The sequence below is a fragment of the Afipia sp. P52-10 genome, assembly GCF_000516555.1.
Lineage (GTDB): Bacteria > Pseudomonadota > Alphaproteobacteria > Rhizobiales > Xanthobacteraceae > P52-10.
The window spans coordinates 2,881,819-2,906,233 of record NZ_AZSJ01000003.1 but is presented as its reverse complement, the minus strand read 5'-3'; the positions used below and the strand labels follow the sequence as shown (position 1 = coordinate 2,906,233).

The 24,415-nt window shown below is 62.4% G+C and carries 40 protein-coding genes and 1 pseudogene; 36 read left to right on the top strand and 5 right to left on the bottom strand.

What is annotated here, in order from left to right:
- Window positions 1–132: 132 nt before the first annotated feature.
- The 3 genes from X566_RS14960 to X566_RS14950 form a co-directional block, all read right to left on the bottom strand.
- Complete coding sequence (locus X566_RS14960; protein WP_034467552.1) at window positions 133–777, bottom strand: hypothetical protein; 645 nt, start codon at window positions 775–777, stop codon at window positions 133–135.
- Window positions 778–1,044: 267 nt separating this feature from the next.
- Window positions 1,045–1,578: a hypothetical protein gene (locus X566_RS14955; protein ID WP_152539883.1), complete on the bottom strand. Its 534-nt coding sequence runs from the start codon at window positions 1,576–1,578 to the stop codon at window positions 1,045–1,047.
- Entirely contained in the window at window positions 1,571–2,224 is a 654-nt protein-coding gene (locus X566_RS14950) for an XRE family transcriptional regulator (protein WP_160170481.1), read from the bottom strand. The genes X566_RS14955 and X566_RS14950 overlap by 8 nt, the downstream gene beginning before the upstream one ends.
- A 93-nt stretch (window positions 2,225–2,317) precedes the next feature.
- On the opposite strand from X566_RS14950, the gene X566_RS14945 reads away from it, so the two are divergent.
- The 35 genes and pseudogenes from X566_RS14945 (at window position 2,318) to X566_RS14785 (ending at window position 21,089) form a co-directional block, all read left to right on the top strand.
- Window positions 2,318–2,536 (top strand): helix-turn-helix transcriptional regulator, encoded by a 219-nt coding sequence (locus tag X566_RS14945; RefSeq protein ID WP_152539881.1) that lies wholly within the window; start codon window positions 2,318–2,320, stop codon window positions 2,534–2,536.
- A gap of 160 nt (window positions 2,537–2,696) precedes the next feature.
- Window positions 2,697–2,870 carry a hypothetical protein gene (locus X566_RS25030; protein WP_160170480.1) on the top strand — a complete coding sequence of 58 codons (174 nt, stop codon included), beginning with the start codon at window positions 2,697–2,699 and terminating at the stop codon, window positions 2,868–2,870.
- Entirely contained in the window at window positions 2,867–3,115 is a 249-nt protein-coding gene (locus tag X566_RS14940; RefSeq protein ID WP_034467548.1) for a hypothetical protein, read from the top strand. The genes X566_RS25030 and X566_RS14940 overlap by 4 nt, the downstream gene beginning before the upstream one ends.
- 23 nt (window positions 3,116–3,138) lie before the next feature.
- Window positions 3,139–3,555: a hypothetical protein gene (locus tag X566_RS14935; RefSeq protein WP_152539880.1), complete on the top strand. Its 417-nt coding sequence runs from the start codon at window positions 3,139–3,141 to the stop codon at window positions 3,553–3,555.
- Window positions 3,552–5,720: a DDE-type integrase/transposase/recombinase gene (locus X566_RS14930; protein ID WP_034468825.1), complete on the top strand. Its 2,169-nt coding sequence runs from the start codon at window positions 3,552–3,554 to the stop codon at window positions 5,718–5,720. Before X566_RS14935 ends, X566_RS14930 begins: the two co-directional genes overlap by 4 nt.
- Window positions 5,721–5,788: 68 nt before the next feature.
- Entirely contained in the window at window positions 5,789–6,505 is a 717-nt protein-coding gene (locus X566_RS14925) for an AAA family ATPase (protein WP_244434757.1), read from the top strand.
- A complete protein-coding gene (locus X566_RS14920) occupies window positions 6,505–7,140 on the top strand; it encodes a hypothetical protein (protein WP_034467547.1) in 636 nt (211 codons plus the stop codon). Before X566_RS14925 ends, X566_RS14920 begins: the two co-directional genes overlap by 1 nt.
- Window positions 7,137–7,535 carry a hypothetical protein gene (locus X566_RS14915; protein ID WP_034467546.1) on the top strand — a complete coding sequence of 133 codons (399 nt, stop codon included), beginning with the start codon at window positions 7,137–7,139 and terminating at the stop codon, window positions 7,533–7,535. The genes X566_RS14920 and X566_RS14915 overlap by 4 nt, the downstream gene beginning before the upstream one ends.
- On the top strand, window positions 7,535–7,795 hold the full coding sequence (locus X566_RS14910; RefSeq protein ID WP_034467544.1) for a hypothetical protein: 261 nt from the start codon (window positions 7,535–7,537) through the stop codon (window positions 7,793–7,795). Before X566_RS14915 ends, X566_RS14910 begins: the two co-directional genes overlap by 1 nt.
- The gene (locus tag X566_RS14905) at window positions 7,795–8,175 is read left to right on the top strand and encodes a hypothetical protein (RefSeq protein WP_034467543.1); all 381 of its coding nucleotides are present in this window, start codon (window positions 7,795–7,797) and stop codon (window positions 8,173–8,175) included. The genes X566_RS14910 and X566_RS14905 overlap by 1 nt, the downstream gene beginning before the upstream one ends.
- Window positions 8,159–8,710 carry a host-nuclease inhibitor Gam family protein gene (locus tag X566_RS14900; protein WP_034467541.1) on the top strand — a complete coding sequence of 184 codons (552 nt, stop codon included), beginning with the start codon at window positions 8,159–8,161 and terminating at the stop codon, window positions 8,708–8,710. Before X566_RS14905 ends, X566_RS14900 begins: the two co-directional genes overlap by 17 nt.
- Entirely contained in the window at window positions 8,707–8,985 is a 279-nt protein-coding gene (locus X566_RS14895) for a hypothetical protein (protein WP_034467539.1), read from the top strand. Before X566_RS14900 ends, X566_RS14895 begins: the two co-directional genes overlap by 4 nt.
- Window positions 8,982–9,359, top strand: coding sequence for a hypothetical protein (locus X566_RS14890; RefSeq protein WP_034467536.1), 378 nt, complete (start codon window positions 8,982–8,984; stop codon window positions 9,357–9,359). The genes X566_RS14895 and X566_RS14890 overlap by 4 nt, the downstream gene beginning before the upstream one ends.
- Complete coding sequence (locus tag X566_RS14885; RefSeq protein ID WP_034467534.1) at window positions 9,356–9,838, top strand: hypothetical protein; 483 nt, start codon at window positions 9,356–9,358, stop codon at window positions 9,836–9,838. The genes X566_RS14890 and X566_RS14885 overlap by 4 nt, the downstream gene beginning before the upstream one ends.
- Window positions 9,835–10,137: a hypothetical protein gene (locus X566_RS14880; RefSeq protein ID WP_034467532.1), complete on the top strand. Its 303-nt coding sequence runs from the start codon at window positions 9,835–9,837 to the stop codon at window positions 10,135–10,137. The genes X566_RS14885 and X566_RS14880 overlap by 4 nt, the downstream gene beginning before the upstream one ends.
- The gene (locus X566_RS23995) at window positions 10,134–10,814 is read left to right on the top strand and encodes a regulatory protein GemA (protein WP_051444126.1); all 681 of its coding nucleotides are present in this window, start codon (window positions 10,134–10,136) and stop codon (window positions 10,812–10,814) included. Before X566_RS14880 ends, X566_RS23995 begins: the two co-directional genes overlap by 4 nt.
- The gene (locus X566_RS14870; RefSeq protein ID WP_051444125.1) at window positions 10,814–11,371 is read left to right on the top strand and encodes a GcrA family cell cycle regulator; all 558 of its coding nucleotides are present in this window, start codon (window positions 10,814–10,816) and stop codon (window positions 11,369–11,371) included. Before X566_RS23995 ends, X566_RS14870 begins: the two co-directional genes overlap by 1 nt.
- A gap of 46 nt (window positions 11,372–11,417) precedes the next feature.
- Entirely contained in the window at window positions 11,418–11,555 is a 138-nt protein-coding gene (locus X566_RS25025; protein ID WP_160170479.1) for a hypothetical protein, read from the top strand.
- Window positions 11,552–11,815, top strand: coding sequence for a hypothetical protein (locus X566_RS14865; RefSeq protein ID WP_034467527.1), 264 nt, complete (start codon window positions 11,552–11,554; stop codon window positions 11,813–11,815). Before X566_RS25025 ends, X566_RS14865 begins: the two co-directional genes overlap by 4 nt.
- On the top strand, window positions 11,812–12,231 hold the full coding sequence (locus X566_RS23990; RefSeq protein ID WP_051444124.1) for a hypothetical protein: 420 nt from the start codon (window positions 11,812–11,814) through the stop codon (window positions 12,229–12,231). Before X566_RS14865 ends, X566_RS23990 begins: the two co-directional genes overlap by 4 nt.
- 84 nt (window positions 12,232–12,315) lie before the next feature.
- Window positions 12,316–13,200 carry a glycoside hydrolase family 108 protein gene (locus X566_RS14855; protein WP_034467525.1) on the top strand — a complete coding sequence of 295 codons (885 nt, stop codon included), beginning with the start codon at window positions 12,316–12,318 and terminating at the stop codon, window positions 13,198–13,200.
- Complete coding sequence (locus tag X566_RS14850; protein WP_034467523.1) at window positions 13,197–13,469, top strand: hypothetical protein; 273 nt, start codon at window positions 13,197–13,199, stop codon at window positions 13,467–13,469. Before X566_RS14855 ends, X566_RS14850 begins: the two co-directional genes overlap by 4 nt.
- Window positions 13,470–13,586: 117 nt before the next feature.
- Window positions 13,587–13,928, top strand: a complete 342-nt coding sequence (locus X566_RS14845; RefSeq protein WP_152539879.1) for a hypothetical protein — start codon at window positions 13,587–13,589, stop codon at window positions 13,926–13,928.
- Window positions 13,925–14,221 carry a hypothetical protein gene (locus X566_RS14840; RefSeq protein WP_034467518.1) on the top strand — a complete coding sequence of 99 codons (297 nt, stop codon included), beginning with the start codon at window positions 13,925–13,927 and terminating at the stop codon, window positions 14,219–14,221. Before X566_RS14845 ends, X566_RS14840 begins: the two co-directional genes overlap by 4 nt.
- Before the next feature lie 4 nt (window positions 14,222–14,225).
- On the top strand, window positions 14,226–14,840 hold the full coding sequence (locus X566_RS14835; RefSeq protein WP_034467514.1) for a DUF3486 family protein: 615 nt from the start codon (window positions 14,226–14,228) through the stop codon (window positions 14,838–14,840).
- Window positions 14,837–16,471 carry a hypothetical protein gene (locus tag X566_RS14830; protein WP_034467512.1) on the top strand — a complete coding sequence of 545 codons (1,635 nt, stop codon included), beginning with the start codon at window positions 14,837–14,839 and terminating at the stop codon, window positions 16,469–16,471. Before X566_RS14835 ends, X566_RS14830 begins: the two co-directional genes overlap by 4 nt.
- A pseudogene (locus tag X566_RS25590) lies at window positions 16,471–16,576 on the top strand (ClpX C4-type zinc finger protein); the annotation flags it as partial. The gene X566_RS14830 and the pseudogene X566_RS25590, both read left to right, overlap by 1 nt.
- Before the next feature lie 90 nt (window positions 16,577–16,666).
- Window positions 16,667–17,026, top strand: a complete 360-nt coding sequence (locus X566_RS14820; RefSeq protein ID WP_034467506.1) for a ClpX C4-type zinc finger protein — start codon at window positions 16,667–16,669, stop codon at window positions 17,024–17,026.
- Window positions 17,019–18,554 (top strand): DUF935 domain-containing protein, encoded by a 1,536-nt coding sequence (locus X566_RS14815; protein ID WP_034467503.1) that lies wholly within the window; start codon window positions 17,019–17,021, stop codon window positions 18,552–18,554. The genes X566_RS14820 and X566_RS14815 overlap by 8 nt, the downstream gene beginning before the upstream one ends.
- A gap of 4 nt (window positions 18,555–18,558) precedes the next feature.
- Window positions 18,559–18,945, top strand: coding sequence for a hypothetical protein (locus X566_RS14810; RefSeq protein ID WP_034467501.1), 387 nt, complete (start codon window positions 18,559–18,561; stop codon window positions 18,943–18,945).
- Window positions 18,946–18,948: 3 nt separating this feature from the next.
- Window positions 18,949–19,077, top strand: coding sequence for a hypothetical protein (locus tag X566_RS25460; RefSeq protein ID WP_275451021.1), 129 nt, complete (start codon window positions 18,949–18,951; stop codon window positions 19,075–19,077).
- A 31-nt stretch (window positions 19,078–19,108) separates the two neighbouring features.
- Window positions 19,109–19,306: a hypothetical protein gene (locus X566_RS14805; protein WP_034467499.1), complete on the top strand. Its 198-nt coding sequence runs from the start codon at window positions 19,109–19,111 to the stop codon at window positions 19,304–19,306.
- 454 nt (window positions 19,307–19,760) lie between these two features.
- Window positions 19,761–20,018, top strand: a complete 258-nt coding sequence (locus tag X566_RS14795; protein ID WP_034467494.1) for a hypothetical protein — start codon at window positions 19,761–19,763, stop codon at window positions 20,016–20,018.
- A gap of 5 nt (window positions 20,019–20,023) precedes the next feature.
- On the top strand, window positions 20,024–20,320 hold the full coding sequence (locus X566_RS14790; RefSeq protein ID WP_034467491.1) for a hypothetical protein: 297 nt from the start codon (window positions 20,024–20,026) through the stop codon (window positions 20,318–20,320).
- Window positions 20,313–21,089, top strand: coding sequence for a phage minor head protein (locus X566_RS14785; RefSeq protein WP_160170478.1), 777 nt, complete (start codon window positions 20,313–20,315; stop codon window positions 21,087–21,089). The genes X566_RS14790 and X566_RS14785 overlap by 8 nt, the downstream gene beginning before the upstream one ends.
- Window positions 21,090–21,602: 513 nt before the next feature.
- On the opposite strand, the gene X566_RS14780 is transcribed toward X566_RS14785, so the two are convergent.
- A complete protein-coding gene (locus tag X566_RS14780; protein ID WP_034467489.1) occupies window positions 21,603–23,009 on the bottom strand; it encodes an FAD-binding oxidoreductase in 1,407 nt (468 codons plus the stop codon).
- Window positions 23,010–23,208: 199 nt separating this feature from the next.
- Here X566_RS14780 and X566_RS14775 point away from each other — a divergent pair, with 199 nt between their 5' ends.
- Window positions 23,209–23,754, top strand: a complete 546-nt coding sequence (locus X566_RS14775; protein WP_051444122.1) for a thioesterase family protein — start codon at window positions 23,209–23,211, stop codon at window positions 23,752–23,754.
- Between the two features lie 430 nt (window positions 23,755–24,184).
- Here X566_RS14775 and X566_RS24365 read toward each other — a convergent pair whose 3' ends face one another.
- Window positions 24,185–24,361 (bottom strand): DUF1328 domain-containing protein, encoded by a 177-nt coding sequence (locus tag X566_RS24365; RefSeq protein ID WP_034467485.1) that lies wholly within the window; start codon window positions 24,359–24,361, stop codon window positions 24,185–24,187.
- Window positions 24,362–24,415 lie beyond the last annotated feature (54 nt).

Here is a 24,415-nt window from a genome sequence, read left to right as displayed (position 1 = left end):
CGCGGCGCCGCGACACCACATGATCGATCGTCGCGAACGAAACCGGGCGTCGGCACAAGAAGCAAAGGACCGAACGTTGACCGGCTGGCCTTTGATCGCGCGCAAGGATTTGAATGAGGGTCGATCGAGCCATCAGCCTGCCAAGCGTTGAGCTGTGCGACCGCAGACTTCAGCGAACGTCAGCGCTTCTTCTGCAACCAACTCCGGTTGAGAAATGATGGACAGATCAAAGACCATGACTGTCGTACCGACTCGATCGAGTCCAACCGACCCGTTATCGATGACGTTGTCCACGATCAGACAATCGTGGCCAGCGTCCTTGGCTTTCTTGGCAGCGGTCCAGATATCCTGCTTACGGCCGGGGTTACCGGTGATATTCCAGAATTTACGGCCGCCTGCATCCAATCGCAGCGCATTGCGCGGGGTCACCATTGCGCGATAGACGCGCTCGATGCGCCGGAGCCGGCCATCGCGCCACGCGGCTTCAAGTTCATCGAGCTGATCCTGTAGCGCGCGATATCGCAAGGTGTACGGTTTTTCGATCTTGTCGAAATCAAAGACTGTATCCGCACGCGCGTTGTTGACCTGCGGGATCAGGCGAGCAATCTCTTCGGTCCCACCGTCAGCGGCATTGCAGTAGCCCTTTGCGATCTCAAACTCTGGGGTCAGACAAATTGCAGCCGGCCCGCGAGCGTTGCGCATCTCGCCGGCTGGCAAGTGCCACTCGCCGATTTCATAGATGGTGCCGTGGTAAAGCGTAATCGGGCCGCTGGTCATCTTTGTGCTCTCCTAACGCCATTATCATAGGTATTTAATACCTATGCCGTCAAGAGGCTGCGAAATGGGTCCGTTCGGCGCGTGAAACAGGGGGCGTTTCCCGTGAAACAGCGGCCATTCCAAGACAAGAATGGACGATGGCCGGGCGACTAAGGCGCGAAGCCCCCTCCAAGCGCCCAGAAACCGTTTTAATTTCTGTTTTAAGAAAGTTTCCGCCGCTCTATAGCCCCGGCCCGCCAAAACGCACGTACGGGCGCCTCTGGCGATTTACCGAAACGGGTTGCCGGCCCTGGAGGGCTCGCATTCCCCAATGTTCGAAAAATCGAACTTCAGGAGCACTGAGTCGTCCGCCGCGACGAGTGTGACGACGTTTACCGGGCCGTTCGGTCGCCAAACCGCGCTTGATGCTGTAGACGCCAGCTTGGATGTCGGATCGCCCAGCGCCTCAGAAAGCTGTCGGTGCAGCGTATCAAACAGTTGTTGCGGATTGCGGCCATCAACCTTAGCCGACCCTGCGACCGAGCATAGCCCGGCATAATCGGTCGCCAAGATAACATAGCGATCAAGAAGCGGATGCGGTTTCGGCACGACTCTGACCGGCGTATAGGAGTTCAAACGCAACTCGCTCATCAAGCCTGCAGGCTGATGTTCTCGGTCCGCACGCCGCACGAGTTTGAAGTTGGTTTGTTCGACTCTGATCTTCTGTCCGAGCTCGAAGCCAAATGGGCGGTCGATACCCTCGGCTGCAATCGATGGAGCCGTCGCAAACATCGCCACTATAGCGATGAACCACCTAGTCATTTGTGCGCACCTTCGATCTGGGTCGCTTGCGTTGCGGCTTGCGACTGTCATGTCGGACTTGCCGGGGCGGAATGATTGCGATGATCTCGCTGGCCCACGCAAGATGCACGCCGACAACCGGGCGAGCGTTGAACGATTCGAGATTGTAAGTATTTGGCTTTGGTCCTGCGCGAAGGAGTTTCAGATAACGGCGCCCTTCCGAAGTGCGAACCGCAACTTCCTCACCGATCAAGCTGGTGGTCGCTCGTGTTTGCTCTCGATGCACGACGATGACCGCGCCATCCGAATACTTGGGCAGCATCGAGTCGCCCTTGACTTGGAAGCCGATGACACCGTCTGGCAGAAGGAGCGGTAGCTCGACTTGGTCTAAACCATCAGCCGGCACCTGCTCGAACTCAGGATCAATCTGAGCGCCAGCGCCGATGTAACCCATGATAGGAACGCTCGCCCGGCCCACGCGCGGATCGTCAACCACACCCGATTCGCGCGCCAGATCGAGAATCACATCTCGCACCGGGCCACGCGGCTCAATGCCGCTCACCCAACGAGAAACATTATTCTGCGTCGTGTCGAGATGATCGGCCAGCTCTGACTGCGTCCATCCCCTGACATGCAGAAGTTCTTGAATAATCCGGCTAATTTCCATCCCGGAATTATACGTATTTGTATACGGCCTCGCTAATCCACAAGACGAGTTTGTTCTTGCTTTATTCATACATTTATGGATATCCATATATGGATGAACACACTCAAGCACATCCGCAGAAACGTATTCCGAGTGACCCAGGAAGAAATGGCTTCCATCGCTGGGGTCGAGCAGCCGACCGTCTCTCGTTGGGAGACTGGGGTGAATGACCCGTCGCTTCGGCATCTGAAGCGGATTCGCGCGGAGGCGCGTCGTCGCAACCTGAGTTGGGACGACAATTGGTTTTTCAGCACAGGCGGGCGCGCAGCATGATGACCGCACGCTCACGCGCATATTTCGCTGCGCCTGCATCTGTTCTTGTTCCGATCTCTCATGACGTACTCCGAGACAACGTCGTCATCGGCGCATCGAAGCTGCAATTGCTTCGATCGTCGAGTCAGAAGCGCAAGGCAAAAATGACTCGGGGGCGCGGATGATCCCCGATCGCTCCACGCTCTTCCGCAGCGCCGTCGCCGCCCTCGTGCTGGTCATCACCTCGGCCGCGCTGCTGAAAGCCGCGTCGCGTCATACAGCGCCGGCGCCGCAGATCATTGCTGCAACACCGGCGTCGCCCGCGCTGATCGTCGCCGCGAGGTGGTGGCGATGAAGGTGACGGTCGGCAAATTGGTCGGCGGCCAGCCTCGCTTCTTCGCGGGACGGTTTGCGACGAAAGCGAATCCGATCGGCGTCTATCCACCGATCACGACCGGTCGGCCTGATCATGCGCGCGCCTATGACTGCAAGGTTACAGCGCAGCTTCTCGCCGACATGTTCAACGCTTTCGAAGGGATCGAGGCCGGGACCGTGTCTCGTGCGTGGATCGTGGTCGAACTGCCGGAGGTATGGCAGTGACGCGATCGGCACACAACGGCTTCATGCTGCCGCCAGTGGTCGAACGCTTCGATCACGAGCGGATCAAGTCAGTGCGCCTTTCCGGCCGCATCAAACGCGCCGTCGCCGAGGCGATGAAGGACAGTGGTCGTTCGCGCGAAGAGATCGCCGAACAGATGAGCGAGTTTTTGGGCGGCGAGAAGATCACCGTCACAGTGCTCGCGCAATATACCAGCACGGCAAACGACGGCCACAACATCCCAGCCTATCGCCTGCTGGCGCTGTTCGCCGTCACCGGCGATGCCCGGCTGCTGAATGAGCTGCTGGCCGGCTCGGGCTTTATCGCAGTCCACGAGCGCTACGAGGCGCTCCTGCGCCGAGAAAGCGCAAAGCTACACCGCGAACGCATCGACCAGGAGATCGAAGCGGCGGACCGTGCATGGAGGGACGGTCAGCCATGAAGACGTTCCTGTCGGCGGCCGAGATCGCCAGCCTCCAGTTGCCGGGACTGCCTGATTACGAGCGCGGCGTTCGGCGCGCCGCGTCGCGTGGCAATTGGCAATCGCGCACACGCGTTGGCCAAGGCGGCGGGCTTGAATACGCGATCGAGTCCCTGCCGGTCGAAGCGCGCACGGCTTACGTCAGCCGCCACATCGGCGCGATCGATGTCCCGACTTCGATCGCGCGCGACGCCGAAGCCGAGCCCGCGGCCATCGCGATCGGCTGCAGCGCGGCGCAGGCTCGTGACGCGCGCCTTGCGATCCTTGCGCTGGTCGATCAGCTCGCATCGACCGCGACGCTCGTGCGCAAGCAGGCGGATCGGTACTTGTGCGATCAATACAACGCCGGCCACCTGCAAGTCGCCGGCTGGATCGCCGCCGAGGTCAAAAGCATCACGCCGCGCACACTGGCGCGCTGGCGGGCGCTGGCGGCCAGTGGGCAGAAATCGAAGCTCGCCGTCGATCGCGCTGCTGCGCGCAAGGGGACTGGTGTGCTCGACCGGGCCAACGGCGGTGAGGTGCGCAACTATGTGCTGGCGCTGATCGCCAAGCAGCCACAGCTCACCGCGCATCATATCCGCGACCTGGTCGCCGACCGATTCCCGCATGTGACGGTCGGCGACCGCATCGAGCCCCTGCCGCCCATCCGCACCTTTCAACACGCATTAAAAGCGTGGCGGGGCTCTTATCGCGTCGAGATCGAGGCGATCCGTAACCCGGACGGTTTCAAGAGCACGATGCGGTTCGCCGCGCGCGTCGCCAATCCGGCGTCACGCCTCAATGAAGTCTGGCAGATCGATGCATCGCCGACCGACGTGCTGACCACCGATGGCCGGTACACCCTCTATGTCTGCACCGACGTCTATTCTCGCCGGTTGATCGCGTTGGTCACCAAGACGCCGCGTGCGGCTGCGGTCGGACTGCTGATCCGCAAGGCCCTTCTTGCATGGGGTGTGCCGGAACGGATCAAAACCGACAATGGCTCCGACTTCGTGGCACGAGCCACACAACGGCTGTTCGCGGCGCTGGCGATCGAGCACGAAAAATCCGCACCGTTCTCGCCGGAGCAAAAAGGTCATGTCGAGCGCGCGATCGGCACGCTGCAACGCGGCCTGATGCGAACGCTGGAAGGCTTCATCGGCCATTCGGTGGCCGATCGCAAGGTGATCGAAGGTCGCAAAGCATTCTCCGCGCGGCTCGGCGAAAGCCCGGAGGATATGTTCGAGGTGGCACTGTCGGCCGCCGATCTGCAGGCGCATGTCGATAACTGGTGCAAGGATGTCTATGCCAACAAGCCGCACGCGGGCTTGGGCGGACAGACGCCGTTCGCCGTCGCGGCGATGAGCGCGGGACGGTTGCGCGAGATCGAGGACGTGCGCGCGCTCGACATGCTGTTGGCGCCGGTCGCTGGCAAGGATGGCCTGCGCACTGTGACCAAGACCGGGCTGCGGATCGACGGCGCACATTACATCGGTGGCTTCCTCACGGTCGGTGAAACCGTGCTGGTGCGAATGGACCCGGCCGATATGGGTCGCGCCTACGTGTTCGATCGCACGGGCGAGCTCTACCAGGGCGTTGCAGTCGCGCCGGAGCTCGCCGGCATCGACCCAGCCGCCGCAGCGATTGCCGCCCGCAACGAACAGAAGCGGCGCATCGACGAGCGCATGGCAGATGTGAGACGCGAAGCGCGGCGCATCAAAGCCAAGGACATGGCGCCGGCGATCCATAGGCAGGCGCTGGCTCGCGCCGGCAAACTGGTGGAATTCCCACGCGCCTCTGACGCGCACGAGACGCCGGCACTGGCTGCGGCGCGTCAACACACACAGCCGGTGGCCACACAGCACGCCGAGAATGTCGCCGATCTCGCAGCGCAGCTTCGTGCCGAGGCCGATGCGCCGGCACCGGTGCGCAAGCTGCGCACCGAGGAGACACCGCATCAACGCTGGAACAGAGCGCGCGCGCTGGAAGATGCGCTGGCACGCAACGAATTCGTGGAGCCCGACGATCTCTTGTGGCTCGGCAGCTACCGCGAAGGGTCCGAGTACCGCGGCTTCGCCATGACCTATGGCGAGGCGCAACCAACCGCTGCGCACGAGTCCAGCGCGGCATCCAAATCATCATCCTGAAAGGTTCGAGAAACATGAGCACCAACACCGGTCCGGTCGCGATCAAGAACGTCGCCGCCTTCATGATCATGGCGACGCGGCTGATCGAGCGTGCGCCACATCTGCCGGGCTTTGGCGTGTGCCACAGCCCGTCGGGATATGGCAAAACATACGCATCGATCTTCGCGCAAAACAAGCTGCGCGCGGCACGCGTCGAAGTCGGTGACAGTTGGTCTCGGCGGACGCTGCTGCACAATATCCTGCGCGAGTTTCGCATCAGCGCACGAGAGAGCGCGCGGCTCGACAAACTGTGCGAGCTGGCGATTGCCGCGCTCGGCGATGATCCACGCCGACCGCTGATCATCGACGAAGCGGACAAGCTCGTCGACAAACACATGATCGAGACCGTGCGCGAGCTGCAGGAGAAATCCGGCGCACCGGTGATCCTGATCGGTGAAGAGAGGCTGCCGACCAAGCTGCTGCAAGTCGAACGGATGCATAACCGGGTGCTGTCGTGGTTCGCGGCGCAGCCCTGCGACATCGATGATGCACGGCAGTTCGCCAAGGTCTATGTGCCGAAGGTCGCCATAGCCGATGACTTATTGCAAGCGATCTGCGTTAACTCCGGGGGCAAGGCTCGCCGCATCGTCGTCAACCTTGACACCGCGAGTGAGATCGCCCGCAACCAAAACCTGACCAAGCTCACGCTCGCGCATTGGGGTGATCAGAAATTCTATACCGGCGAGCCGCCGCCGCCGCGCCCGGCAGAAGACTTCAAGCATATCAGCGCGAAGGGTGCTGCCTGATGCGCCCGGAACACTTCACCCGCACGACCCTGAAGACGCGCGTGCCCCGCGGTCCCGACGGATTCTGGGAAATCATCCTGAAGCTCGATGCGAGCCAGGGCGAATTCACGATCCCGGACATCGACGGTGAAAGCAATGCGAACATCCGCCCCATCCGCCAGTACGTAATGCAGTTGGTTGCTGGCGGCTATCTCGCGATCGTCCGCGCCGCCCACCGCAACAATGGACAGCAAGTCGGCCATGTCTTCCGCGTCGTTAAGCGACAGGTGCTCACGCCGCGCTTTCGCCAAGACGGGACGCCGGTGCATGCCAGCATGCAGGCGCACATCTGGACGGCGATCCGCACGCTGAAGACGTTCACGCTGGCCGACGTTGTGTTCGCCGCCAGAACTGATGACGTCGCCCCCTCGCGCGAAGCGGCACGCAAGTACATCCGCCGACTGCAGATGGCTGGTTACCTTGCGTTGGTAAACGCCGAGACCATTGCCAGCCGCTCCACCTGGCGCCTGAAGCCAGCGATGGACACGGGCCCGCAAGCGCCTGAAGCGCGGCGCATCGAGACTGTCGCGCTTTGGGACCCGAATACTCAAAAATTTGTACCTGACGACGTTGTCGCCTCGGAGGTTCTGCGATGACCGCGATCAAGCGCATTGATTTTCTCGCTAAGGCAAAAGCCGCGTGGGGCGACAATCTTCCGGAATGGATCGCGGAACTGGCCCGCGAAGCCAATCGCTCATCGGGTATCGCCGCCTCTGCAAAGATCGGGTGTTCGCAAACCGCTCTCAGCCAAGTTCTATCGAACAAGTACCCGGCCTCGCTCGATCGCATTGAAGGTCGAGTCCGTGGCGCTCTTATGGGTGCGACTGTGACCTGCCCGGTGCTCGGCGAAATCGGCCGCGACTATTGTCTTGAGCAACAGGAGATGGACAACACCATGGCCTCGTCGGTGCGTGGTCGCATCTATCGCGCCTGCCGAGGCATCGGCGTGCCGCAATGCTCACACTCGCACCATAAGCCGCGAGGTGCGTGATGCTCAGCGCCGATCTGAAACGCCTTCGCGCCACCTATGACGGCTGGCTGTCCGGACAGAACAAGCCGGATGAGGCGAGCATGCTCCAGCTCTCGCGCGATCTCGCGCTGTGCATCGCCAACGCTTCGCTGCTCGAACTCGGAGTCGATCCGAACCGGCTCGATGTCGTCGCGGCCAGCGAGGAGCCTGGCGCCTACATTGTGCTGTTCCCGCGCCGGCATGCTCCTCACCATCCGAACCTCGATGGAGATGCGTTCTGATGACCGACACTGCATCACCATCACTCGCGCCGGCGTCGCCCGAGTTGGCCGCGCAGATCGCGGCCGTCGATGCGATCAAGGTTGCGGCCGCCATCGTGGCGCAAGGCAAGCGCGCGGCCGTCGCCGCATCGACCGTCGATGTCATCGCCATGGCGCAACTGCTGACCGCACTGGTCCGCATCACCGACATGACCTTCGACATGCTGTTCACCGCCGATCGGCTCGACGGTGAAGCGAGCCCGATCGTCCGCCGCGCTATCGCCGATCAGGTGCGCGCCAAGATTTTCGCCGTCGCCGGCGAACTCGAAGCCATCGGCTACAGCGTCAGCAATCCTACCATCACAGCTCCGGAGACCTCGACCCATGGCGTTGAAGACTAAAGTGAAGGCCGCGAATGTGCGCGTGCCGCAGAACCGCGACGAAGCTGCGGCGATGATCGCCGAACACGGCCGGCTCGTGCGAGAGATCGCGCGCATCGAGCTGGCGATGAATGACGATCTTGCGGCGATCAAAGCCGAGGCCGTCAGGCAGTCCGCCCCGCTGCAGGAGCAATCCGACGCGCTGGTGAAAGGCATCACCACCTTCTGCGAGGCGAACCGCGTCGCACTCACCGACAACAACAAGACGAAGACGATCGACTTCGGCACCGGAACCGTCTCCTGGCGGCACAATCCGCCGGCCGTGAACACGCGCGGCAAGGTCGATGACATCATCGATCGTATCAAGGCGCTGATCAGCGGCGGCAACGACGCCTACAAGAAATTCCTGCGTCCCGCCGTCACGATCAACCGCGCGGCGATGCTGAACGATCCCGAGCTGGCGAAGACGATCGTCGGCATCAAGATCAACTCCGCCGGCGAAACTTTCACGATCGAGCCGTTTGCTGACGAGACGTTGCCGGAGGCGGTGCAATGATCGACGTGAACGACATCGTCCAGGGCACCTTTCAGAAAAATCGGCACCGTCTTTTCGCGGTCGCCGTCAGCACTGCCGACCAATTGTCCGACCTCGGCCTCTGCAGCTCCAACACGGCGCTCGAAGCCATGGCCGATGTCTACATCCTTGCGGCCTTTGACATCTATGCGAAGGCCGCAGCGGAGCGCAACGAGCGGATATCGCCCGATCGGATCGCTGAACGAATGCTGCACGCGTTCGTCACTAGCTTGAACAACGAGGAGAAGCTGCAATGAACGCGACTGCGCGCACCGTCCAGTTCGGCCTCACACCGCGCCAGCAAGAATGCCTTGACGCGATCAAGGCACATATCGCCACGCATCACTGCGCACCGACGCGCGGCGAGCTGGCCGACGCGCTCGGACTCAGGTCGAAGGGGCACGTCAACCTGATGCTCGCATCGCTTGAGGCGCGCGGCTGGATCAAGGTTCAGCCGAACGCAGCGCGCGCTATCGTCGTGTTGAGCAAAACGGATGATGATCTGTCGCCGGCCGTCGAGGCCGCGCTGCAGGCGCATTGCGAACGCACCGGAGAGCGCCGTGCTGACATCATCAACGACGCCGTGATGCTGTTTCTCGATGGTGTCGCCTATGACGGTGATGATCTATGAGCGGCACGTCGGCAGGCTGGACACCCGAGCGACGGGCGGCGCAGGCCCGCTTGATGCGCGCGCAAAACGCCGATCCGGCGTTTGTCGATCGCCGAAACAAGGGGCCGCAGAACCTGCCGGCGGCCGAGCGCGCCGCCCGTTCGGCGCGGATCAAGGCGATGAATGCCGACCCGGCATTTCAGGCGAAGCGCCGCGAAGGCATCGCGGTGCAGGGCGGCCGCAAGCTGGCGATCCCGGAGCATACCCATCCGTGCGTGCGCGGGATGTTCGTCGCGATGAACGATCAACGCGCGAGCCGCCACGCGATGGCCTCGCGGGTCGGCATGAACGTGGCGTCGTTCACCGCGTGGCGGCGCAAGCACATGCCCCGCGTCGATGATCTCGACGCGGCGCTCAATGCCCTCGACCTCGAACTGGCAATCGTGCCGAAGGGAACGCGCGACGCGGACGGCTTCTGCTCTCGGAGGAAAGCGCTATGACCCCCAAAGAACACATCGCAGCAACGATGGTTTATCAAGAACTCCTACAGGGCGGCTTCGAGGTGTCCATCGGCGAGACCGACACCGATGGTCATCTTTTCCTTCACCTACGATCGAAACGCGACCGCCGTTTTACTCTCTGTGTCGCAAGCCATCTCATGACAACTGAGGTGTACGCCAGCTTCGAACATAACGTGGGGCTGGAGCTCCGTGTGTCGAGCGATCGCGATCCGCTGCGAAGACTAATCCATCAAGTTCTCACCAACATCGTTCCCTTCCAACTGGAGAAGCGTAAATGAACCGCATCGCCATGGTCACCAACGGCCAGCTCGCCACCATCCACATGCTGGCCACGCGCGCCGGCTTCGATGACGAAACCTATCGCGATTTTCTGACACAGCAGACCGGTCACCACAGCGCGAAGGATTTGACAGCGGTCAAAGCCAGCCTGTTCATTGACCGCCTGCGCGAACGCACCGGCCTTGTGCGCACGCCCGGCGCGATAGCCGGACTCGACAGTCCGATCGCTGCCAAACTCCGCGCGCTGTGGATCGCCGGCTACAACCTCGGCATCGTCACCGATCGCACCGACCGCGCGATGCTGTCGTTCTTGGAGCGGCAATGCGGCGTGTCTCATACCCGGTTTCTGAAGACGTCGCGCGACGGCACGGTCGCGGTTGAAGGCATGAAGTCCTGGCTTGAGCGCGCGGCCAAGGTGGCGTGGCCGGCCGACAGCGCCGACGTGATCGCGAATAAGCGCGCGGTCATCAACGCGCAGTGGATGCGATTGGTCGAGATCGGCGCGGTCAGGCCGTTGAACCGCAACGCGCCGCTCGAAGACCTCGACCTCTATGCATTCCGCGTCGCACGACTGAACGGCTGGATGTTCTTTCAACAGCCGCATTACGATCAGGTGCAGACTGCACTCGGCCGCAAGCTCCGCGCCGCCCTCGATTCCGCTAGGAAGGATCGGTGATGCAGCCGGCAACAAGCTATTGGACCGAGGAGCGCATCACGCTTCTGAAGGAGGCGTGGGAGGCTGGCCGGCTATCGGCGAGCGAGATCGCCGCCGAGCTCGGCGGCGGTGTGTCACGCAACGCCGTCATCGCCAAGGCGCATCGCCTTGGCCTTAGCGGCCGGCATCAGGGCGTCAAGCCTGGCTCTGTGCGTGAGCCACGGCCGCCTCGCCAGCCTGGCAACCGGATGGTGCGTGTGCCGCGCGCACCGTCGCGGCTCGCGGTCGCGCTGGATCAGGCCACCGAGATCGAGGCTGGCACGGATCTGCAACTTTCGGCCGAGATCATCCCGTTCACCCAGCGCAAGACACTGGTGGAGCTTACCACCGAGACCTGTCATTGGCCCGTCGGCGATCCGCTGCAGCCGGACTTTCATTTCTGTGGCGGCAAGACGCTCTCAGGCGTCTCGTACTGCGCCCACCACACGCGCATCGCCTATCAGCGATCAGATGCGCGTGCGCGCCGCAATCCTAAGCCGATGAACCTGCGGCGTGGAGGCGGCGATGCGTGGCGGTAGTAAAAAGGCGGGTAGCAGCGGCAGCGCGAACGCAACCGTAAACTCCATGCTGTTGGTTCTCAAAGCCTCCGATGCCGCCGGGCGCATCACCGTCTATGAGCGCATCGAGCGCGACTATGGCGCCGGCTTCGCCCGCCTGGTGCGCGCCGCGTTCGAGAAGTCTCTCCAGGAGAAGCAGCCGTGAACCAGAACCGCCGCAGCTATCCGTTTGTCCGTGTCTCGGATCACGCACTGCTGCGCTTCGTGGAGCGCGCCGGTGGGCTCGACGTTCAGGCGCTCCGCACCGCGCTTGAAGGCTCCTTGAACCGCGCCTCAAATCAGGCCGCGAGAATTAACGCGGGCACTTTCGACATCGTCGCCGACGGCCTGCGCTACGTCGTCGTGAAGAACGTCGTCGTCACCATTATCGCTGTTCCGACCAAAGGGACCCCAAAGGCCCGATGACCGAGAAACTGCCCGGAGTGCTGGCCGAGATTGCGGACCTCGTTGGCGAAGCCAACGCGATCCTGATCGCCGCGCACGCGGGCGGAACGCGGGTCTACTTTCCGGCGCGCGCCGACGACAACCACTGGCTGGTCGCCTGCATCGGCCGGCACCAAGCCGATATCCTATGCTCCCACTTCGCCGTGGAAGGCCGGCGAGGCCAACGGGTTGACATTCCGCTCTATGTCGGAGGAACCTACCGGCAGGTGATGCGCGCCATCCACGAGCGCATGCACAAGCTCGATCGCGACGACAACCTGTCGTCAGCGGAGATCGCCCGGCAAGCGGGCGTCACGCAGCGCTCGGTGCATCGCTATCGCGCGCGGCATCGCGGGCAAAAGTCGAAGACCGACCGCAAGCAAGGCAAGCTGCTGTAGAAAATCCCGCCGGGCTGACACCTGTCAGGGTCGTGAATTTCGGGTTATTGCGGGATTGCTGGTTTCCACCGTTGCGGGGAAGCCATGCGCGAAAACTTCGACCGATCGCTGAAGATCGTCCTGACCTATGAGGGCGGTTTCAGCAACCATCCGAGCGATCCCGGCGGCGTCACCCTCGAAGGCATCATCCAGCGCGTCTATGACGGGTATCGCGATCGCGTCGGTAAACCGCGCCGCGCGCTGACGCCTTCAATGCGCGGCACCGCTGAGTGGATCGCCGAGCGCAACGCGATCTATCGCGCGCAGTATTGGACGCCGATCCAGGGCGACCAGCTGCCTGCCGGCATCGATGTAACCGTGTTCGATGGCGCGGTCCACTCCGGTCCTTACCAGAGCGTGAAGTGGCTGCAGCGTGCGCTCGGCATGCGCGACGTTGATGGCCATCTCGGCCAGGCCACGCTTGCAGCCGTCCACGCGCATCCCGACCATGATGCCCTGATTGCCGACATGCTGTCGCGGCGCCTGGGGATGCTCAAGAGCCTCAAAACGTGGCCGACGTTCGGCAAGGGCTGGTCGAACCGCGTCGCCAACCTCTTGCAGATCGGCCAGGCGTGGGCCATGGGTTCGGTTGGACCGGCCCCGGTCGCGGCGCATCTCGAAGGCGGCGTCGCCCGCGCTTACGCCAGCGACGTGGCCTTGCCGGCCGTCGATGCGCAGGACGCGCTCAAGGGGGCGTTGGGCGGCGGCAGCATCACCGGCATGCTCACCGGTGCTCAAACGCAGCTTCAACCGCTGCTCGGCTCGTTTGAGTTCATCGGCTATCTTTACACCGCCTTGACGGTCGCGGGCCTTGTGATCGCGGTCGCCGGCGTCGGCTACTCGCTCTATGCCGGCATGAAGGCCAAGCGCGCAAGCCGCGCACTCGACGGCGACGTGACGGCCGCGATCGAGAAGGGATCATTCGCATGATCACCTTCGCCAGGATCGCCGCATGGTTCGCCACGTCGCAGATCGGCCGCGCGATCGTCGCCGGCGTCGCCGTCGCCGGCACAGTGCTGATCGCGGCACTGAAAATCTTCAGCGCGGGAAAGGCGGCCGAGCGCGCCAGCCAGGACCAGCAATCATTGGAAAATCTTCGCAACAGGAACGAGACGGATGACGAGGTTCGCAACCTTCGCGACGATGATCTTAACAAGCGCCTGTCTCGCTGGGTGCGCCCACCGGACCAGCACTGGTAACGCCTGCGATGGCTGGAAACAGCAGACGATGAAGCCAGCCACCGCCGCTTACATCGTCATGAACGATCGTTCCTTCGCCGAACAGGTGCTCGCGCACAACGAGCATGGACAAACGACGTGCGGCTGGACGCCGCCGAACTGAGACTGGGAATGACCGAAATCAATCAGCTAGCGCCTTGGGTTGCGATCGTCATCGCGCTGGCGGCCTTTCTTCGACCGATCATCAGCGACCGGTCTAAGGACATCGATGGCAAGCTGGCGAGCCTCGAAACGCGGATCACGCGCGTCGAGACTGACATCAAGCATCTTCCCGATCACGCCACCGTCACCAGCCTGGAACGGATGGTCGGCAATCTCGGCAAAGAGGTCGCCGTTCTCTCGGAGCGAATAAAGCCCATCGCGGCGATCTCGGATCAACTGCAGGATGTTCTTTTGGAAAAGGCGAAGGCAGGACTATGAGCGACAGAATCCTCCGCGAGCATGCCCGGCTCGCCATTTTGCGAACGCTGTATGATGAGATGAACTACGCCAGCAACGACTCGGCGCTGGTCGATCATCTGGAAATGTACGGCATCCGGAAAACCCGAGACTGGGTGCGCAATGAGCTTGCGTACCTTGCCGACATGGGTGCGATCAAACGCGACGAACAAGGCACTGTCATTGTCGTGCACCTGTTGCCGCGCGGTGTCGAGCACATCGAGCGCCGGCTTGTGCTTGAGGGCGTCAAGCGGATGAGCCCGCCGGAGCGATGATCTCATGGCAGACCGAGCCAAACGCGGACGCCTGTCGGCGATCGATACGCTGCCGGAATGGGCCGACGAGGCCAAGGTGTGGGCGTTCGAGCAACTGAAGGAGCGCAAGCTTAGCCAGCTCGACATTCTCGACGGCTTCAATGCGCGATTGAAGGTCGCGGCACTTGCCAACGGCATCACCGATCCGCCGGTCATTTCGCGCTCGGCGTTCAACCGCACCGCGCTGCGGATCGCGATCATGAGCCGCCGTCTCGAAGAGACGCGGCAGATCGCGGCGGTGATCGCGCCGAAGCTCGAGGAAGCCGGTGACGAGTCGCTCACCTTGATGGTGGCCGAGACGCTGAAGACGCTGATCGCCGAAATGCTCGGCAACGCCGGCGAACTGAGTGCCGACGGTGACACCGCCATGATGCTGATGGCGACTTCACGCGCGCTGAAGCACGCGGAGGAAGCCAAGCGCATCAGCGCGGACGGCCGCCGCAAGATCGAGGCCGACCTGAAGGCGAAAGCGGTGAAGGCCGTCGATCAGGTCGCAAAGCAAAAGGGCCTTTCGGCCGAAACCGTAGCCGACATTCGCTCAAAGATTCTCGGTATTGACAAACCGGAGGCGCGGCCTTGACGAGCGCGCGCCTGGTTACCGAGCAAGAGTGGATCGAAATCCGGCGCGCCGGTATGCTCGCCGGCGCGCAGCTCGCATTAGATGCGGGCAGCATCCCAGATGTGCTTATCCCGTATCAGAAGCGATTGCTCGCAACCACGGCGCAACACGCAGTGACCGTGATCGAGAAATCCAGGCGCACGGGAGTCACTTGGGCGGCCGGCGCCGATGCGGTGCTGACCTCGGCCGCCAACAAGACCGCCGGGGGCATGGACACCCTTTACATCGGCTACAACCTCGACATGGCCCGCGAGTTCATCGACGTGTGTGCGATGTGGGCGCGGGCGTTCAACCAAGCCGTGACTGACGCCGGCGTCGAGGAGTTCATCTTCGACGACGGAGAACCCGACTCCAACATCAAGGCATTCCGGATTGCCTTTGCGTCGGGCTTCGAGATTGTCGCGCTCTCTTCCAAGCCCCGCTCGCTGCGTGGCCGCCAGGGCTATGTGATTGTCGATGAGGCCGCGTTCCACGACGACTTGAAGGCATTGCTTGCGGCTGCGCTAGCGCTGCTGGTGTGGGGCGGCAAGGTGCTGGTGATCTCAACGCACTTTGGCGAGGACAACGACTTCAACAAGCTGATCGAGGACATTCGCGCCAAGCGCGTACCGTACGAGCTGATGCGGCTCACGTTCGACGAAGCGCTGCAGGATGGTCTCTATCAACGAATCTGTCTGGTCACGCGCAAGGAGTGGTCGCCCGAGGCGGAAGCGAGATGGCGCAATAGCATCGTCTCGTTCTACGGCGAGGCCGCCGACGAGGAGCTGTTCTGCGTACCGTCGAAAGGTGGTGGCGTCTACCTGCCGCGCGCATTGATCGAAGCCAGGATGCTCGGCGACTTGCCGGTGTTCCGGCTGGAGCGTCCGGATAGCTTCACCTTCCTGTCGAAGGAGGCCCGTGAGACCGATATCAAAGGCTGGTGCGAAGAGACTCTTGAAGCGCCTTTAAAGGCGCTTGATCCGGACCGGCAACATGGCTTCGGCCAGGACTTTGCCCGCAAACGGGACATGTCGGACATCGTGCCGATCGAGATCGGCCGTACGCTGAAGCGTACCGTGCCGTTCGTCGTCGAAATGCGCAATATCCCGTTCGAACAGCAAAAGCAGGTGTTGTTCTTTATCTGCGATCGGCTTCCACGGTTTATCGGGGGCAAGATGGATGCCACCGGCAACGGAGCCTATCTCGCCGAAGTCGCAGCGCAGCGGTACGGCGAGCAACGCATCGAACAGGTCAAGCCCAACGAGGCATGGTATCTGGAGAATTTCCCGCCGCTGAAAGCGGCGTTCGAAGACGCCAACATCCTAATCCCGAAGGACGCCGATCTCGGCAACGATTTGGCAATGGTCAAGATGGTGCGCGGCGTTCCACGCGTGCCGGAGCAACGCAACACCGGTACCGACGACAAAAAACGGCACGGCGACTTCGCCATCGGCCTCGTGCTCGCCTATGCGCAGACGCTCTCGCAGATCTGGGAGTCGGCATACACATCCGCCGCGACCGAGGCAGCGGACGAGGGCTGGCTGGGCGGCGAAGATGAGGGGCGCGACTGGTGGCGTCAGCCACTCGGTGCACAACTGAGAGGCACGACGTGATGGCCAAGACGCTTTTCTACTGCAACTTCTGCGGCAAGAGCCAGCACGAGGCCGAGGTGATGGTGGCCGGCCCGCTCGTCTACATCTGCGACGAGTGCGTCGATATCGCCGTGCAGATCGTCGCCGACAAGCGCGCGACTGACAAGATGATGGCCGAGGCGAAGCGCTGCACCTTTTGTACGCCGGAGCGTGTCCATGCGTGAACGTTTCTCCACCGCGATTTATTGCAACTTCTGCGGCAAGGGCAAAAACGAGGTCGGCCGGATGATCGCAGCACCAGGGCCGGACACCGCGCACATCTGCGATGGCTGTATTTCGCTGTTCGCACGGCAGCAGGTGTCGGTGCTTGCACTCGCCGAACAGACGTCCACCGCGATGCGAACGCTCTCTGCGCTTTCCGATGCAGCATTAGGCGCTGCGACGGGCGGAGCGTTGCGCGAAGCACACGAACTGCGGTTCGCCGCCAACCGCGCCTGGCACGAGCTGCATCACGCGCTGACGTTGTGGCTGCAACCGGCCGTCACGCGAAAGCAGGAGCCGCCACGCCATGGCTGACAAGCCGATCCTCTACGGCCCGAACGGCCAGCCGATCCGGCGCGATGTGCTGAAACAGGAAATCGCCGGCCCATCGGTGACCGGCGTCCGCTCGCCGTTCTCCGATTATCCGGCCGACGGGCTCAATCCGCGACGGCTTGCCACCCTCCTGCGCGAGGCGGATCACGCCGAGCCGCTGCGCTATTTCGAGCTAGCAGAACAGATCGAAGAACGCGACATGCATTATACCGGCGTGCTCGGCACCCGGAAGCGATCGGTCGCGCAGCTCGACATCCTGGTTGATGCAGCCTCCGACGATCCAGAGCATGTGAAGCACGCCGATATGGTGCGCAACTGGCTCGGCCGCGACGAGCTGCAAGACGAGTTGTTCGACATCCTCGATGCGATCGGCAAAGGCATCAGCTTTACCGAAATCATCTGGGATACGTCTGATGGTCAATGGCAGCCGCTGCGGCTTGAGCGTCGTGATCAGCGCTGGTTCCGGTTCGACCAGAACGATGGCACGGCACCACTGCTGCGCACATCGCGCGGCGACGTGCGGCTGGAGCCGTTCAAGTTCATCGTCGCGGTGATCCGCGCGAAGTCCGGCTTGCCGGTGCGATCCGGCATCGCGCGGCTTGCCACCTGGTCGTGGATGTTCAAGGCGTTCACACTGCGCGATTGGGCGATTTTCGCGCAGACGTTTGGCCAGCCGGTTCGCGTCGGCAAGTATCCGGCCGGCGCCACCGAACAGGACAAGGCGACGCTGTTTCGCGCCGTCGCCAACATCGCCGGCGACATGGCGGCGATCATCCCCGAGTCCATGGCCATCGAGTTCATCAAGGCCGGCGATGTGGGCGCAAGCCATGTGCTCTACAAAGAGCGCGCCGACTGGTTCGACCAGCAGGTGTCGAAAGCCGTACTCGGCCAGACCGCGACCACCGATGCGATCGCCGGCGGCCATGCGGTCGGCCAGGAGCATCGCAAGGTGCAAGAGGACATCGAGCGCGCCGACGCAAAGTCGCTGTCGGCGATCCTCAACCGCGATCTGGTGCGCCCATGGATCGACCTCGAATTCGGGCCGCAGAAGAAGTATCCACGCATCCGCATCGGCCGTGGCGAGCAGCGCGACGGCAAGTTCATCGTCGAGAGCGTGACGAAGCTCGTCCCGATGGGCCTGAAGGTGCAACAGTCGGACATGCGCGACCTGCTGGGCTTCGGCGAGCCGGACCCCGGGGCGGAATTGTTGACCGCGCCGGTGCAGCCGTCGCCTTACGGCTTCGCGATGAATGCGGCCAATCCCGCGCGTGCCAGTGACGACGCCATCAAGGCGCTTGCCGGCCACGCAGAGGAGCTGTGCGCGGACGCGACCGACGCGCTGTTCGACGAGGTGCGCACCGTCATCGAGCGGTGCTCGACCTTCGAACAGGTGAAGGAGGAACTGAAGAAGTTCAAACCCGGAGCGGCCGAGAAGAACCTTGCGGGCCTGATGCGTATGGCGCGCGTCATCGCCAACCTGACCGGCCGGGCTGACATTGCGGAGGATTGAAACGATGTTGAACGAGCATGACATAATTACGCAAACCGAGGCGGCGGAGGACGGTTTCGCCTGGGCGATTGTCGAGATATTCGGCCACCGCCGGCACGTCGGCCGAGCGCGTGAGGAAGAGCGCTTTGGCTCGAAGATGTTGCGGATCGATGTGCCCAGCATCACGCCGGAGCCGACACTGTTCGATGCCGCCGACCGCACGCCGGCGAGGCCAAAGATCGAGTGGGTCACACACTACTATGGCGGCGCGTCGATCTTCTCGTTCACACTCACTGATGAGGCCACGGTGATGCGGCATGCAGAGCGAAAGTATGCGACGCCTGCGCTCCCATATCGCGATCACGGTGACGACGACGCGGACGATGGCGAGTTTTCCGTGATGGAGGATTAATCGATGTACGATATCGATTTCGGTTGGCTCCCGTGGATTTTCGGTCTTGCTGTCATCGGCATCATAGCGCTGTTTGGCGCCGCCGGCCTCGGGCTATGGTGGCTCGTCTCGCATCTTCAATGGGTGAGTTGAGCTTGCGCGGTTGAACGCAGGAGATGTTTAAATGCATGATGAACCTTTGCTTCAATTCTTCGCCTACGAACATCTGCAGCCCAACCTGCAGCAGCACAGCAAGCCATTTAGCGATTTGGCTCAGACGTTGTGCGAAACGCTTCCTCGCAACTCCGAGCGTACCAGCGCTCTTCGAAAGCTGCTGGAGGCCAAAGATTGCGCCGTCCGGGCGAGGTTATTTAAGTCGTGACCCACGATGGCCTGGTGCAACTGTACTGAGCGACCATACTGCGAGTGGAGATGGTGCAGCCATCCGGCTCACTTTTCGATTTGGCAACCGACATGGCCAACGACGCAAGACCCGGAGCGACGCTTCGACGGAAAGCCCGGCCGCGTCCGGTTCATGTGCGAAGTTCACGGAAAGATGTACGTTGATGCCATGACGAACGGGATCAAAGGTATCACACGGCCAAAGGGGGCTATCGAGGACTGGCGTCCGTCATTCATGGACATGCTCCGTCATGGTGAGATCGCGTTAGCCTTCGAGCGACGGAACGAGCGAGCACTTCAATCCTCCTACAGGCACTATAGGCAAGGTGACGAGCGCTTTTCGCCAACGCAACGGCAACAACTTGACGTTCTGCGCGAACATCTGCTCCAACGTAGACGCACCTGACCGAACCAATCTCAACACGAGAACGACGATGACTGAGGCCATGGACGACGACTTTCTGAGGGGGTTGGTCGATTGGGCGTATCTGCACGCGACCGAAGGGCAGACGTGGCCCAGCACGCGGCTTGCTGACGAGCTGATCGCGCAGGCAAGAGAGCGCCGACCTTCGCAGTCCGACGCGAAAGTGATGCGAGCTCGCTCGCCATTTAATGGAGAGGATTTCGACCTCGATATCACGGACGAGTGGAAGCAGTCCGGCGCCCAGGGTGTCGGGGTTGACGGTAAATAGCGCTGATGCCCGAGCTCACGCACCTCATTCCGCGCAGGCCTGACCGCCGCACCTATAACCACGGGGTGAAGCGCGTGATCCCCGAACTCGGCTTCGGCGTCGAAATGGATCGCATTCTTAAGTTCGCGCAAAAGCAAGGCATCGAGTACAAAACGATAGGGATGGCGCGGCGCTCGCCAGAGTATCTGAAAGCCCTCGTCTTTCTTTTTCCGGAGGAAGAGATCGCGAGAGCCTGGGTGGCCGAGTTCGGCGGCGAGTATGTCGGAATCGTGCCGCCGGGAAGGAGCTATAAAGGTGCTTAAAGCCCACGGCGTTCCGGCTTTCCCAAACACTTGTGGCTGCGGCTGCGGCGCGCCCTTCGTGCTGAATGCCGAGGTGCGGCCATTCTCCACCAATCCGCGCGAGGCGATCGACTTCCTTCGGCGCAAGGTCAACGTACCGACGCGAGCCTGGACCGACCTATGGGAGCAGGAGCATTCGGCGGGCTTCATGGTTGCCGGTGCGCAGACCGATGATATCCTGCGCGACTTCCGCGCAGCCGTCGATCGCGCCATAGCCGACGGGACCACGATCGAGGACTTCCGAAAGGACTTCGACCGGATCGTCGCCGAACACGGCTGGAGCTACAACGGATCGCGCGGCTGGCGCAGCCGCGTCATCTTCGACACCAACATGAGCACGGCCTACGCCGCCGGCCGCTGGGAGCAAATCCAGCGGGTGAAGAAGCAGCGGCCGTACCTGCGCTATGTCCATCTGGAGGGCCAGAAGAACCCGAGGCCAGAGCATCAGGCGTGGCACAACACGGTGCTGCCGGTGGACGATCCCTGGTGGCAGACGCACTATCCGCCAAACGGTTGGTTCTGCCACTGCTCCGTCCAGAGCCTCAACGAGCGCGATCTGGAGCGCTACGGGCTGGAGGTGTCTGAGGAGGCCCCGCGAAGCCGCATGGTGACCCACACCATCAACACCGCCAATGGTGTCCGGACGGTGCGTGTTCCGGCCGGCATCGACCCAGGCTTTGCCTATCGCCCTGGCGAGATGCCTGCGGCCCTGGAAGGGGCCGACGAATGAGCGGGTTTGTAGCTCGTTGGTTGTCCGACTTCTTGTCCGGGTTCCCGGCCGGGTTCGTCCGCGCCGAATCCCAGAAAGCTGCTAGAACCGCTTTTAACTCGCGATTGAACCTAAGTCGGACACTCGTTACGCGCGGCGGCGGATTTTGTCCGACTTCGCCGGAGCGTTCCTTGAATCCGCTTAGCTTTTTCCGGGATGGCCCGCCGGCGGCGTCATTTGAACTTGCGCGGCAAGGTGTGGGTGCGCCGACCGCCAGACACCCGAGAAACCCGCGTGGTTCGGCCACTTCCCGAGAAATCCCAGATGATCCCGGCCAATCCCGGCAGGTGACATACAAACTTGCGCGTCACACTTGAAGAAGGACCCTCGCCAACAAGCACGTCTTGCCGCGAGCGCAGAGAACACCATCGGCACGGGGTTATGGATACGGCGTATTGAAATTGCGGCGTACTGAAAATGCCTTCACGTCAAGGCCGGGCCTCACGCCTTAGCCCAATCTCACCCCTCCAGAGCTCACTCCGGCGGCAAAATCTTGCCAGGATTAAAGATGTTGTCGGGATCGAGCGCGCGCTTGAGCATGCGCATGGTCTCGATCGCCCCGGGGCCGAGTTCACCCTTCAGATAATCCTGCTTGCCCTGGCCGATGCCGTGCTCGCCGGTGCAGGTGCCGTCCATCGCCTGCGCGCGCTCGACCAGGCGATGAAGGAAACCTTCGGCGCGCCTCAGCTCATCGGCATCGGTCATGTCACAGAGCAGGATGGTGTGGAAGTTGCCGTCGCCGACATGGCCGACGATCGGTGAGACGAGCCGGCTCTCGCGCAGGTCGCGTTGGGTCTCGGTGACGCATTCCGCCAGCCGCGAGATCGGCACGCACACGTCCGTCGTCACGCTCTCGGTGCCGGGGCGGATGCCGCGCGCCGCCCAATAGGCATCATGCCGCGCCTGCCACAGCCGCGTACGATCCTCCGCCTTCGTCGTCCATTCGAAGTTGCCGCCACCGCAGTCGCGCGCGATCTCACCGAAGCGCTCCGATTGCGCCGCCACCTCCGCGTCGGAGCCATGGAACTCGAGCAGCAGCAATGTCGTCTCCGGCAGCGACAGCTTCGAGTAGGCGTTGCTGGCCTTGATCTGCACCTCATCCAGCAGTTCGATCCGCGCCAGCGGAATGCCGGTCTGGATCGCCATGATCGTCGCGCGGCAGGCCGCATCCACGGTCGGGAAAGAACACGACGCCGCCGCGATCGTCTCCGGAATGCCGTGCAGGCGGATGGTCAGTTCGGCGATCACGCCGAGTGTACCTTCCGAGCCGACGAACAGCCGCGTCAGATCGTAACCCGCCGACGACTTCTTCGCCCGCGATGCGGTGTTGACGATCGCACCATCGGCGCGCACCACCTTCATCGCCACCACGTTGTCGCGCATGGTGCCGTAGCGCACCGCATTGGTGCCCGACGCGCGCGTCGCCGCCATGCCGCCGATCGAGGCATCCGCGCCGGGATCGATCGGGAAGAACAGCCCCTGGTCACGCAACAGCTCGTTCAGCGTCTTGCGGGTGATGCCGGGCTCGATCACGCAATCGAGGTCGTCCGCATGCACGGCGATCAGCCGGTTCATGTCGCGCATGTCGATGCAGATGCCGCCCGCGGGCGCATTGACCTGGCCTTCGAGCGAAGTGCCGGTGCCGTAGGGGATGACCGGCACCTTGTGCCGCGCGCAGATGCGCACCACATCCTGGATATCAGTCGTGTTCTGCGCGAACACCACGCCGTCCGGCGGCTGCCGCGGCAGCCACGACAATGTGTGCGCGTGCTGCTCGCGCACCGCCTGCGATCTGACGAGGCGGTTGCCGAAACGCGCGGCGAGCGAGTCCAATGCGCAGGCAAGCGCGCCTGCATCCGCCCGCTGGACATCGGCACGCATCACATTCGCTGCGATTGGTCCCACGGCCGCGCCTCCTCGACACCTTGGTCATCGTTGCAAACGATGTATAAGGTATCGGAACCGCAAACAAGAACAGACCGCGTGCGGGTCCGGTGCGAACGTTCTTCTTTCAAGCCCTTCGCAGCCACGAAGAGAACGTCGAACCGCACAGTTCGAGACGAATTCGGGACGAGACGACATGACGAGAGACTTGCTACCCTTGAGTGAACTGACGGCCCTCCTTGCGCCGTTTCCGTGCAAGCCGATGCAGATCGATCCGCAGTGGATCGATTACAACGGCCATCTCAACATGGCCTATTACAACGTGATCTTCGATCGCTCGCTGGATCACCTGTTCGACGCGATCGGCATCGGCGTCAATTACCTGAAGGAGCGCAACTGCTCGACCATGACCGCCGAATGCCATGTGCGCTACATCCGCGAGGTGCATCTTGGCGATCCGTTGCAGGTGACTGTGCAGATCATCGCCGCCGACGAAAAACGCATCCACTATTTCGAGGAGCTCCGCCACGCCACCGAAGGCTGGCTATCGGCGACATCCGAGAACATGACGCTGCACATCGACATGAATGTGCGCAAAGTGGCGCCCTTCCCCACCGACATCGCCGAGCGCCTGCAGGCGATTACCAAGGTTCACGCTGCCGTACCGCATCCGGCCGATGTCGGCCGCCGCATCGCCATGCCGGTGAAGGCGGCCACACAGCAGCGGGCAAGCGCGCGCTAACGGCGCAACTTCGGCATGGGCCTCATCCCATCGCGGCGCCCTCAAGAGCGCTTCGCCTCATGGTTCGAGACGCATCGCTTCGCGATGTTCCTCACCATGAGGTGCTTCTCCTTGTCTTGATCAGGATGACTGCGCGGGTGATGACGCATATCCCCAACCTCTCCCGTCATTCCGGAAGCCGCGCAGCGGCTGTCCGGAATCCATAACCCCTGTGCCGATGGTGTTTTCTGCGCTCGTGGCCAGACGTGCGTTATTGCGGATGATCCCTCTTCAAGCAGCGCACGCCAAGGTGTGCCTGAAGGCCCTGTGCGCACAGACATATGCGCCCGTCGTCTCATACAGACAGGGGTTATGGCTTCCGGACTCGCGAGCTTTGCTCGCGCCCCGGAATGACGCGTCGTGAGGTTTGGGCGCCATGCGGTCAGGTCAGTTAACCTGCCGATCCACGGCCTCGGAACATGCCGAACACCACCGAGACCAGGAACAGGATCACCGCGATAAAGAAGATCACCTTGGCGATTTCAATCGATGCGCCCGCGATTCCGGTAAAACCGAGCACGCCTGCGATCAGCGCAACAATCAGGAATGTCAGCACCCAACCCAGCATGGTTCTTCCTCACTCATAGGCATCGTCCCGAACAACAGCATCGCCATTCGCGAC

What these genes read in the sequence shown, in the direction of transcription:
- X566_RS14960 (WP_034467552.1), bottom strand. Translation starts at nt 777, where the DNA reads ATGACCAGCGGCCCGATTACGCTTTACCACGGCACCATCTATGAAATC.
- X566_RS14955 (WP_152539883.1), bottom strand. Translation starts at nt 1,578, where the DNA reads ATGACTAGGTGGTTCATCGCTATAGTGGCGATGTTTGCGACGGCTCCA.
- X566_RS14950 (WP_160170481.1), bottom strand. Translation starts at nt 2,224, where the DNA reads ATGGAAATTAGCCGGATTATTCAAGAACTTCTGCATGTCAGGGGATGG.
- X566_RS14945 (WP_152539881.1), top strand. Translation starts at nt 2,318, where the DNA reads ATGAACACACTCAAGCACATCCGCAGAAACGTATTCCGAGTGACCCAG.
- X566_RS25030 (WP_160170480.1), top strand. Translation starts at nt 2,697, where the DNA reads ATGATCCCCGATCGCTCCACGCTCTTCCGCAGCGCCGTCGCCGCCCTC.
- X566_RS14940 (WP_034467548.1), top strand. Translation starts at nt 2,867, where the DNA reads ATGAAGGTGACGGTCGGCAAATTGGTCGGCGGCCAGCCTCGCTTCTTC.
- X566_RS14935 (WP_152539880.1), top strand. Translation starts at nt 3,139, where the DNA reads ATGCTGCCGCCAGTGGTCGAACGCTTCGATCACGAGCGGATCAAGTCA.
- X566_RS14930 (WP_034468825.1), top strand. Translation starts at nt 3,552, where the DNA reads ATGAAGACGTTCCTGTCGGCGGCCGAGATCGCCAGCCTCCAGTTGCCG.
- X566_RS14925 (WP_244434757.1), top strand. Translation starts at nt 5,789, where the DNA reads ATGGCGACGCGGCTGATCGAGCGTGCGCCACATCTGCCGGGCTTTGGC.
- X566_RS14920 (WP_034467547.1), top strand. Translation starts at nt 6,505, where the DNA reads ATGCGCCCGGAACACTTCACCCGCACGACCCTGAAGACGCGCGTGCCC.
- X566_RS14915 (WP_034467546.1), top strand. Translation starts at nt 7,137, where the DNA reads ATGACCGCGATCAAGCGCATTGATTTTCTCGCTAAGGCAAAAGCCGCG.
- X566_RS14910 (WP_034467544.1), top strand. Translation starts at nt 7,535, where the DNA reads ATGCTCAGCGCCGATCTGAAACGCCTTCGCGCCACCTATGACGGCTGG.
- X566_RS14905 (WP_034467543.1), top strand. Translation starts at nt 7,795, where the DNA reads ATGACCGACACTGCATCACCATCACTCGCGCCGGCGTCGCCCGAGTTG.
- X566_RS14900 (WP_034467541.1), top strand. Translation starts at nt 8,159, where the DNA reads ATGGCGTTGAAGACTAAAGTGAAGGCCGCGAATGTGCGCGTGCCGCAG.
- X566_RS14895 (WP_034467539.1), top strand. Translation starts at nt 8,707, where the DNA reads ATGATCGACGTGAACGACATCGTCCAGGGCACCTTTCAGAAAAATCGG.
- X566_RS14890 (WP_034467536.1), top strand. Translation starts at nt 8,982, where the DNA reads ATGAACGCGACTGCGCGCACCGTCCAGTTCGGCCTCACACCGCGCCAG.
- X566_RS14885 (WP_034467534.1), top strand. Translation starts at nt 9,356, where the DNA reads ATGAGCGGCACGTCGGCAGGCTGGACACCCGAGCGACGGGCGGCGCAG.
- X566_RS14880 (WP_034467532.1), top strand. Translation starts at nt 9,835, where the DNA reads ATGACCCCCAAAGAACACATCGCAGCAACGATGGTTTATCAAGAACTC.
- X566_RS23995 (WP_051444126.1), top strand. Translation starts at nt 10,134, where the DNA reads ATGAACCGCATCGCCATGGTCACCAACGGCCAGCTCGCCACCATCCAC.
- X566_RS14870 (WP_051444125.1), top strand. Translation starts at nt 10,814, where the DNA reads ATGCAGCCGGCAACAAGCTATTGGACCGAGGAGCGCATCACGCTTCTG.
- X566_RS25025 (WP_160170479.1), top strand. Translation starts at nt 11,418, where the DNA reads ATGCTGTTGGTTCTCAAAGCCTCCGATGCCGCCGGGCGCATCACCGTC.
- X566_RS23990 (WP_051444124.1), top strand. Translation starts at nt 11,812, where the DNA reads ATGACCGAGAAACTGCCCGGAGTGCTGGCCGAGATTGCGGACCTCGTT.
- X566_RS14855 (WP_034467525.1), top strand. Translation starts at nt 12,316, where the DNA reads ATGCGCGAAAACTTCGACCGATCGCTGAAGATCGTCCTGACCTATGAG.
- X566_RS14850 (WP_034467523.1), top strand. Translation starts at nt 13,197, where the DNA reads ATGATCACCTTCGCCAGGATCGCCGCATGGTTCGCCACGTCGCAGATC.
- X566_RS14840 (WP_034467518.1), top strand. Translation starts at nt 13,925, where the DNA reads ATGAGCGACAGAATCCTCCGCGAGCATGCCCGGCTCGCCATTTTGCGA.
- X566_RS14835 (WP_034467514.1), top strand. Translation starts at nt 14,226, where the DNA reads ATGGCAGACCGAGCCAAACGCGGACGCCTGTCGGCGATCGATACGCTG.
- X566_RS14820 (WP_034467506.1), top strand. Translation starts at nt 16,667, where the DNA reads ATGCGTGAACGTTTCTCCACCGCGATTTATTGCAACTTCTGCGGCAAG.
- X566_RS14815 (WP_034467503.1), top strand. Translation starts at nt 17,019, where the DNA reads ATGGCTGACAAGCCGATCCTCTACGGCCCGAACGGCCAGCCGATCCGG.
- X566_RS14810 (WP_034467501.1), top strand. Translation starts at nt 18,559, where the DNA reads ATGTTGAACGAGCATGACATAATTACGCAAACCGAGGCGGCGGAGGAC.
- X566_RS25460 (WP_275451021.1), top strand. Translation starts at nt 18,949, where the DNA reads ATGTACGATATCGATTTCGGTTGGCTCCCGTGGATTTTCGGTCTTGCT.
- X566_RS14805 (WP_034467499.1), top strand. Translation starts at nt 19,109, where the DNA reads ATGCATGATGAACCTTTGCTTCAATTCTTCGCCTACGAACATCTGCAG.
- X566_RS14795 (WP_034467494.1), top strand. Translation starts at nt 19,761, where the DNA reads ATGACTGAGGCCATGGACGACGACTTTCTGAGGGGGTTGGTCGATTGG.
- X566_RS14790 (WP_034467491.1), top strand. Translation starts at nt 20,024, where the DNA reads ATGCCCGAGCTCACGCACCTCATTCCGCGCAGGCCTGACCGCCGCACC.
- X566_RS14780 (WP_034467489.1), bottom strand. Translation starts at nt 23,009, where the DNA reads ATGCGTGCCGATGTCCAGCGGGCGGATGCAGGCGCGCTTGCCTGCGCA.
- X566_RS14775 (WP_051444122.1), top strand. Translation starts at nt 23,209, where the DNA reads ATGACGAGAGACTTGCTACCCTTGAGTGAACTGACGGCCCTCCTTGCG.
- X566_RS24365 (WP_034467485.1), bottom strand. Translation starts at nt 24,361, where the DNA reads ATGCTGGGTTGGGTGCTGACATTCCTGATTGTTGCGCTGATCGCAGGC.